This is a genomic window from Chlamydiifrater phoenicopteri (assembly GCF_902807005.1).
Taxonomy (GTDB): domain Bacteria; phylum Chlamydiota; class Chlamydiia; order Chlamydiales; family Chlamydiaceae; genus Chlamydiifrater; species Chlamydiifrater phoenicopteri.
Window position 1 is genome coordinate 1 of record NZ_LR777659.1, and the last position, 6,358, is coordinate 6,358.

The 6,358-nt window shown below is 33.4% G+C and carries 8 protein-coding genes; all 8 read left to right on the plus strand.

Features of this window, described 5'->3' with window-relative positions:
* On the plus strand, nt 1–361 hold a 361-nt coding region (locus KJA58_RS05155), incomplete at its 5' end, for a tyrosine-type recombinase/integrase (protein WP_213358401.1).
* On the plus strand, nt 358–1,752 hold the full coding sequence (locus KJA58_RS05160; RefSeq protein ID WP_213358402.1) for a replicative DNA helicase: 1,395 nt from the start codon (nt 358–360) through the stop codon (nt 1,750–1,752). The genes KJA58_RS05155 and KJA58_RS05160, both read left to right, overlap by 4 nt.
* Entirely contained in the window at nt 1,746–2,771 is a 1,026-nt protein-coding gene (locus tag KJA58_RS05165) for a virulence factor (protein ID WP_213358403.1), read from the plus strand. The genes KJA58_RS05160 and KJA58_RS05165 overlap by 7 nt, the downstream gene beginning before the upstream one ends.
* 48 nt (nt 2,772–2,819) lie before the next feature.
* Nucleotides 2,820–3,617 (plus strand): virulence factor Pgp3, encoded by a 798-nt coding sequence (gene pgp3 / locus KJA58_RS05170; protein ID WP_213358404.1) that lies wholly within the window; start codon nt 2,820–2,822, stop codon nt 3,615–3,617.
* Between the two features lie 76 nt (nt 3,618–3,693).
* On the plus strand, nt 3,694–3,993 hold the full coding sequence (locus KJA58_RS05175; protein WP_213358405.1) for a virulence factor: 300 nt from the start codon (nt 3,694–3,696) through the stop codon (nt 3,991–3,993).
* A gap of 24 nt (nt 3,994–4,017) precedes the next feature.
* Complete coding sequence (locus KJA58_RS05180) at nt 4,018–4,794, plus strand: ParA family protein (protein WP_213358406.1); 777 nt, start codon at nt 4,018–4,020, stop codon at nt 4,792–4,794.
* A gap of 4 nt (nt 4,795–4,798) precedes the next feature.
* The gene (locus KJA58_RS05185) at nt 4,799–5,506 is read left to right on the plus strand and encodes a CT583 family protein (RefSeq protein ID WP_213358407.1); all 708 of its coding nucleotides are present in this window, start codon (nt 4,799–4,801) and stop codon (nt 5,504–5,506) included.
* Between the two features lie 340 nt (nt 5,507–5,846).
* The coding region (locus tag KJA58_RS05190; RefSeq protein ID WP_213358408.1) for a hypothetical protein at nt 5,847–6,358 on the plus strand (512 nt) is incomplete at its 3' end.

Consider the following 6,358-nt stretch of genomic DNA (forward strand, 5'->3'; position numbering starts at 1 on the left):
AATGAAAACCATTGTAGATAAGCAATGTATCGTAACGTTTCCTAATAGATTTATGCAAAAACTGCTAGAATTAAGGGATAAAGCTTCTTACAAAGAATATATTTTCAGCACCTCTTCAGGGAGAAAAGTTCAGAAGGACTATATTTGGAGGCAACTTATTTCTATTTCAGAAAGTTGCAACCTTTCTTATAGAGTTACTCCACATGTTTTGAGAGCAACGTCTATCTGTATGTATAGAGAGTACGGGTTTTCCTTAGGCGACTTAGTAGAAATAACAGGCCACTCTTCCATAGAGATGGTTCGTTATTACGATAAAAATTCTTTCAAAAACAACCCAAGCTGCAAGGTAACCTTAATATGATCTCCAGCAAACAAGAAAAATCGGATGTCAAAGAAATAAAAGATCATCTAGATGTTGAATATTTTTTGCTAGGCCAAGCCGTAGCTTTTTACGATCAAGCTAGAATCGTTGCCAAAGAACTGGAAGAAGAACATTTTCAGAGGATTGGGCACAGGATAATATTCAGCGCAATTAAATCTCTAGTTTTAACTGGTAAGCCATGCAATGCCCATTTTATTTGGGAGGAGATAAGAAATTTTAGACAAGAAGATAAGGTAGACTCTTCTTACATACTCAGCATGTACTGTGATACAGCAGATGTTGTAGAGTTGTATTGTTATATAGACTTTTTACAGGAAAGGTTGGCTAATAGAAGGCTTGGAGACACTCTACTCAGGGCTTCGAAAGATTTTCATCAACACTTTAATAGAAAGCCATCAAAAATCCTCATAGAAGAATTACAAGAGTCTTTAAAGAAAATTCAAAGAAGGTTTTTTAGTTTTGTTGGTTCAAAAAGAGAAAGCATTAGTGAGATCCTCTTTTCTCCAGAGAGAAAGGAGGATCCATTAATGAAAAAAATTTTTGACAGGTATAATTACAGACAAAAAAACCAAAAAGATTTTCCAGACAGCCTTCCTTTTGGATTTCGATTCTTAGACGAGAATGTTTCTATTTTATCTGAAGGAAATTATGTAATTTTAGCAGCAAGACCCTCTGTAGGTAAAACGGCGTTTTCTATAAATCTAGCAACATTTTTGTCCCATCAAAAAAAAATTCCAGTTGGATTTATTTCTCTTGAAATGTCAAAAGACCAAATTGCGGAGAGAATCTTGTCCAATCTAAGCTCTATTCCAAGTGAGTCTCTAAGAAGAGGAAATTTTGATAGAGTTTCTTTAGAAAAATTAGAAAAAGTTAGCGAAGAGTTGAGAACCACACCTATTTACGTTTTGGGCGATAATTGTTCCACAATTAACTCTTTGTTAGATCAAGCGAGAAGGCTGAAAGAAGATTTTGGTGTAAAGATTATATTTATTGATTACATACAGTTAGTTCGATCTGGATCCAAGTTTGAAAACAGACAAAATGAAGTTGCTGATGTGTCTAGACAAATAAGAATTTTATCCTCTGAGTTGAAACTCCCCATAGTTTGCCTATCTCAACTTTCCAGAAGAATCGAAGAAAGAGGTAATAAGAGACCTATTATATCAGATCTTAGAGACAGTGGTCAGATAGAGCAAGATGCAGACTCTGTACTTTTTCTTCACAAAAAAGAATGTTATGAAAACAGAGATATTCGTAAGACGCTCATTGAATTAATTCTATCAAAAAACAGACACGGCCCAGTTTTATCTGGGCTTTTGAATTTCGATGTAACAACAGGAATTTTCTACGAGAAAAATGAAAAATGGTGAAAAACCAAGTTATAAAAAGCTCTCTTCATCTTGAAAACCAAAAGTTCGGAAGAAAACCGATTCTTCTAGATAAAGAACAATTGGATATGTTTTCTTCCATCGTAACAGAATCTAAGATAGAAGTTATAGGGCTAGACCTACAGCCATCCCATTATCACGCTCTTGCAGCCATCCAAAAACTATTAACAGCGACAAATTACAATGGGAATATGCAAAGCAATTACTTGTCCAGGGAAACAAATAGCTTTAAATTTGAAGGAAAAGTTCCGAGGATAAAGTTTTCTAGATCTGAGTATCTAGAAGCATATGGAGTGAAAAAGTATAAAACATCTAGAAATAAGAAAGAGTTTGGTGGCAAGGAAGCTCTGATAGCTTTACAAGCCTTGCAGCATCTGGGTTCTCAACCCCACCTAATCATAGCAACCAGAAAAAGATGGGAGAAGGGCGTAGAAGTTGTTGATCGGTACCAAACTTTTTCTCCAATAATCAGGATTTTTGAAGGATGGGAGGGTTTGACCTTAAAGGAAAATGAATATTTAGAAGAAGGAAATTTCCTTAATTTCATAACGACCAAACATAGGGGTTTCATAGTAGAACCTTGCCCTATTCTGATAGATCAAATCGACTCATATTTCATATTGAAACCAGCAAACATTTATCAAGAAATAAAATTAAAATTCCCTAATGCATCAAAATTTACATATACATTTATAGATTGGATTGTTAGTTCTGCAACTAGAAAAAGAATTAGTTGTGGTAAAAATTATGACTGGCCTGAAAAGATAGAGATAAGTTCTGAAAATTTATCTTACGTGTTGAGAATGAATAGATATATAGCTTCCAGAAATTGGAAAAGAATTGATTACTCTATAAAAAGATGTGTGGATATAGCAATAGAACTTGAATGGCTAAACAAGCATGAAACTTTGGAAGGAAAAACCGTTTCTAAGAAGGAAGTATTTTATATAAACAAAGAAAAATTTCATAGAATTTCTAAAAACAACCACATTTCTTTTTAAAAAAAAGAAAAAATAAAACACCCTTAGTTAAAAACAAAAGGTTTAATTATGGGTGATTCTGGTTTTAAATTAAGCGAAAGTCAAAATGTAGTTTTTGCAGATAATATTATGGTTGGTCAGATGAAAAAACCTCTGTCCAAAAACCAAATTATTTTGGGACAAGATGCACTAGATCAGCGAACAACATCTGGCCCAATAGCAGCTAAATTGATAGATGGTGCTGGCATCAAAATCAACTTTCCTCAACAAAACGAAGGAGACCTGTCTTTTGATATAAATGCCGAAACTATAAAAGATGATGTTATAGATAAAATAGGAGATAAATTAACTGATTCTATATCGAATTCTTTAGTTGATAAGGTTATAGGAGAATTAGAATCTAATCCGAACTTTGCTATTAAAAAAGCTTTTAAAACCTACTCTTTTTCTGACATAGTTTTATGTGATGGTCTATTTTCTTCCTCTAATATAAAAACAGATTCTTGTGGTACAGAGGTATGTAAAATAACCATAACTCCCGAGAACGTAAACTCAGCATTTCTTGTTTTCACAAACATCATAGCTTCTAGAAGAGAGGGGACTATAGTTTTATCCTTAACTAGGAGTGGAGACGATTTTCCAAAATCTTTTGGGTTTGGATACTCCAATGGAAATCCAAACTGTTGTCAGTTGAATACGGTTATTTATTCAGAGAGAAAAAATCCAATCACACTAAGTTTAAGGGTCGGCGGAATGGACAGCGGTCCTGTTATAATAAACGGTATGTCTAACGGAGATAAAATCCTTGGAACTAGTGTTTCTTCTACGATCTCTATTTTAGAGGTTACTCCTCAGAACAACGGATAATTATTTTATAAAAAGTTGATTGTTTTTCTGTGTTTTTTTTATAGAAACAACCTTCTGATTATTTTGGGGTTAGAATATGCACAAAGATAACAGTTTTCAAGGAAGTTTTGTAAAGATAATAAGAGAAGTCGGAAAAGATTTTCCAGAACTCAAGCTAAAAACGAAAATATCCAAGCACAGTGTGAAAATATTGAATTCCCCCATGGAATTATACTCGAAAAGCATATCGGCTATACTAAGATTAACAGAAGAAATTCAGAACTCTCTGGATTATTTTCCAGATTCTCCTTTATTAGAACAATTGGAAAGTAATAACGCTAAAATGAAGAAAGCTTTGATAATGCTCGCCTTTGCTAGGAAGGAAATGTTTTCTTAATGACACTCTAACGTTGGAGTTTAAGTGAAAGTAATAACTTTTTGTTCTTTTAAGGGCGGGACTGGGAAAACCACCTTGTCAGCAAATGTTGCTTGCTATTTAGCTGAAAAGAAAAACAAAAAGGTTTTGTTGATTGACCTGGATCCGCAAGCTAATCTGACAACCTATATGTGGGGGGATTCTGCGGATTCTTTTACTTCTTCAGAGCTATTAGTAAATGGGTGGGATTTTGATAGCTTTGTAAAAAAAACTACAACAAAGAACCTAAGCATAATTCCCTCGGAAATAACTTCTGAGGTTTTTAGGAATCAAGCGTCGGGTACTGGATCTTTTTTTCAGGGAAATCTCAGTAATGTTTTAAAGAAATCTTCTAATTTTGATTTCTGTATTATAGATACTCCTCCAAGTTTGGGGTTTCTCGCTAAAGAGGCCTTTTTAGCCGCAGATGGACTAGTTGTTTGTTTATCTCCAGAGCCATTTTCTGTTGTTGGGCTGCATAAGATCAAGGAGTTTTCAGATTCCATCCCTAATCTCAATATAAAGATTTTTGGTGTTGCAATTTCTTTCTGGGAAACAAGAAACTCTACGAATAATCTTTATATCAATAGTGTAAATTCTGTTTTTTCAGGAAACATTCCTCGGTATCTCATCAGAAGAGATATCTCTTTTAGTCGAGCCATTTTGAAAGAAAAACCTGTTTTTTCTGTCTACCCTAACTCTAGAGCGTCTTCTGATATAAAGACTCTTTCTGACGGGATTTACAAAGAAGTGTTCTCTCTGAGTTTAGAAAGTATTAGGTAAAATTGTGAAAAAGATATACGAAGAAGCCGATCAGTTTTTTAAAAAGAGTAAAAGTATTGTTTCTAGAGAGTTTTCTAAGAATTCCGAAAATTCTAATCCGGAAGTATTAGATAGCTCTGAGTCTGATAAAATCTCGGAAATCTTTTCCGAAGTAGAACCTGTTTTTTCTAAAGAAATTTTGCTGATTAAACAATTAACAGGACAAATAAAAGGAATACAAAAACAGGGAGTGCTGCTTGTTGGGGAGAAAATTTTTAGGATTCGAGAAATTCTTAAAGAAATAGGGTGTCTTGAGACAAGTTTCAGTAAATGGATCTCTCTGGTCTTTCCTACAAAGTCTTCAGCTTATAACGCTCTGGCTTATTATGAATTGTATATAAATTTGCCAAACCAAGTGTTAAAGCAAAAATTCCAGTCCATTCCATACAAAACTGCTTATATTTTAGCTTCTAGAAGGGCTGATATAAAGAAAAAGATTTCTGTAATGGAGATAATTCAAGGGATGGGTAATGAGAATGCCATTACAACCTTAAACCAATTTATTCCTTCAGCGAGAAACGGCCAGACAGGGGATAAAGAACGAGATCCTTTGGATTACTTGATTTACAAGAAAGCTTATGACTTAATGGTTTTAATTAAGAAAAGCCCCAAATTATCAACGTTGTCTAAAAAGATCTTAAGAGAAATTTTTTTGATATCTAAAAACTCTTAGTTTTCGAAATTCGCTTATAAAAGTATAAAATACTTTATTATAATATAGTGGTTACGTTTCTCCTCTGTTTTCTGCAACTTTAGGTGGTAGACTCTGCAACTTTAGGTGGTAGACTCTGCAACTTTAGGTGGTAGACTCTGCAACTTTAGGTGGTAGACTTTTTCGGAGAAGTTTTACTTTTTATGGTTTTATTTTATGTATAATGAATTAAGATTCATTATACGACTCTTCAGAGATTTTCAGCACAATGAACACCGATTTAAGATTAGAATTAGAAAAAAACTTTTTTTTAACAAAACCAAAAACGTTTTTTGGAGAAAAGAGATCCTCCTTATCGAATTTGTTATTAATAGATTTAGTAAACTGTTTCTTAACACAACTTTCTAACGAAGGAACTAGAACTAGATATTATTTTTGTTTTAAAAAAATTTTTCGAGAAAGAATTTTGTCAGAGAATTTTACTTTAAATGAGTTAAGAAAATTAAACTTAAATTCTAGATTGGACAGCATTCTATTAATCTCTTCTCTTTCAAAAAATTCAAAACAGACCTGTGCTGCCGCGTTTTTAAGTTTCTTTAAATTCTTGTGCCGAGAAACATCCGGTCTAATTAGAGCTCCCATTCCACAAAAAACCGGATCATCGAAAACTTTTTCTAGAATCAGAGAAAAAACTGTTTATGCTCCAATTCCTAAACCAGATTTACTTCGTTTCACAGAAAAATCTTATCAACACTCCTTAAGAATGGGGATTTTTGTTGAAATGGCAATCCAATCAACTAAAAGACTCAGCGAACTTTTGAATGCAAAATTTTCCGACATAAATTGGAAAGAAAACACTATTACATTCTCCAC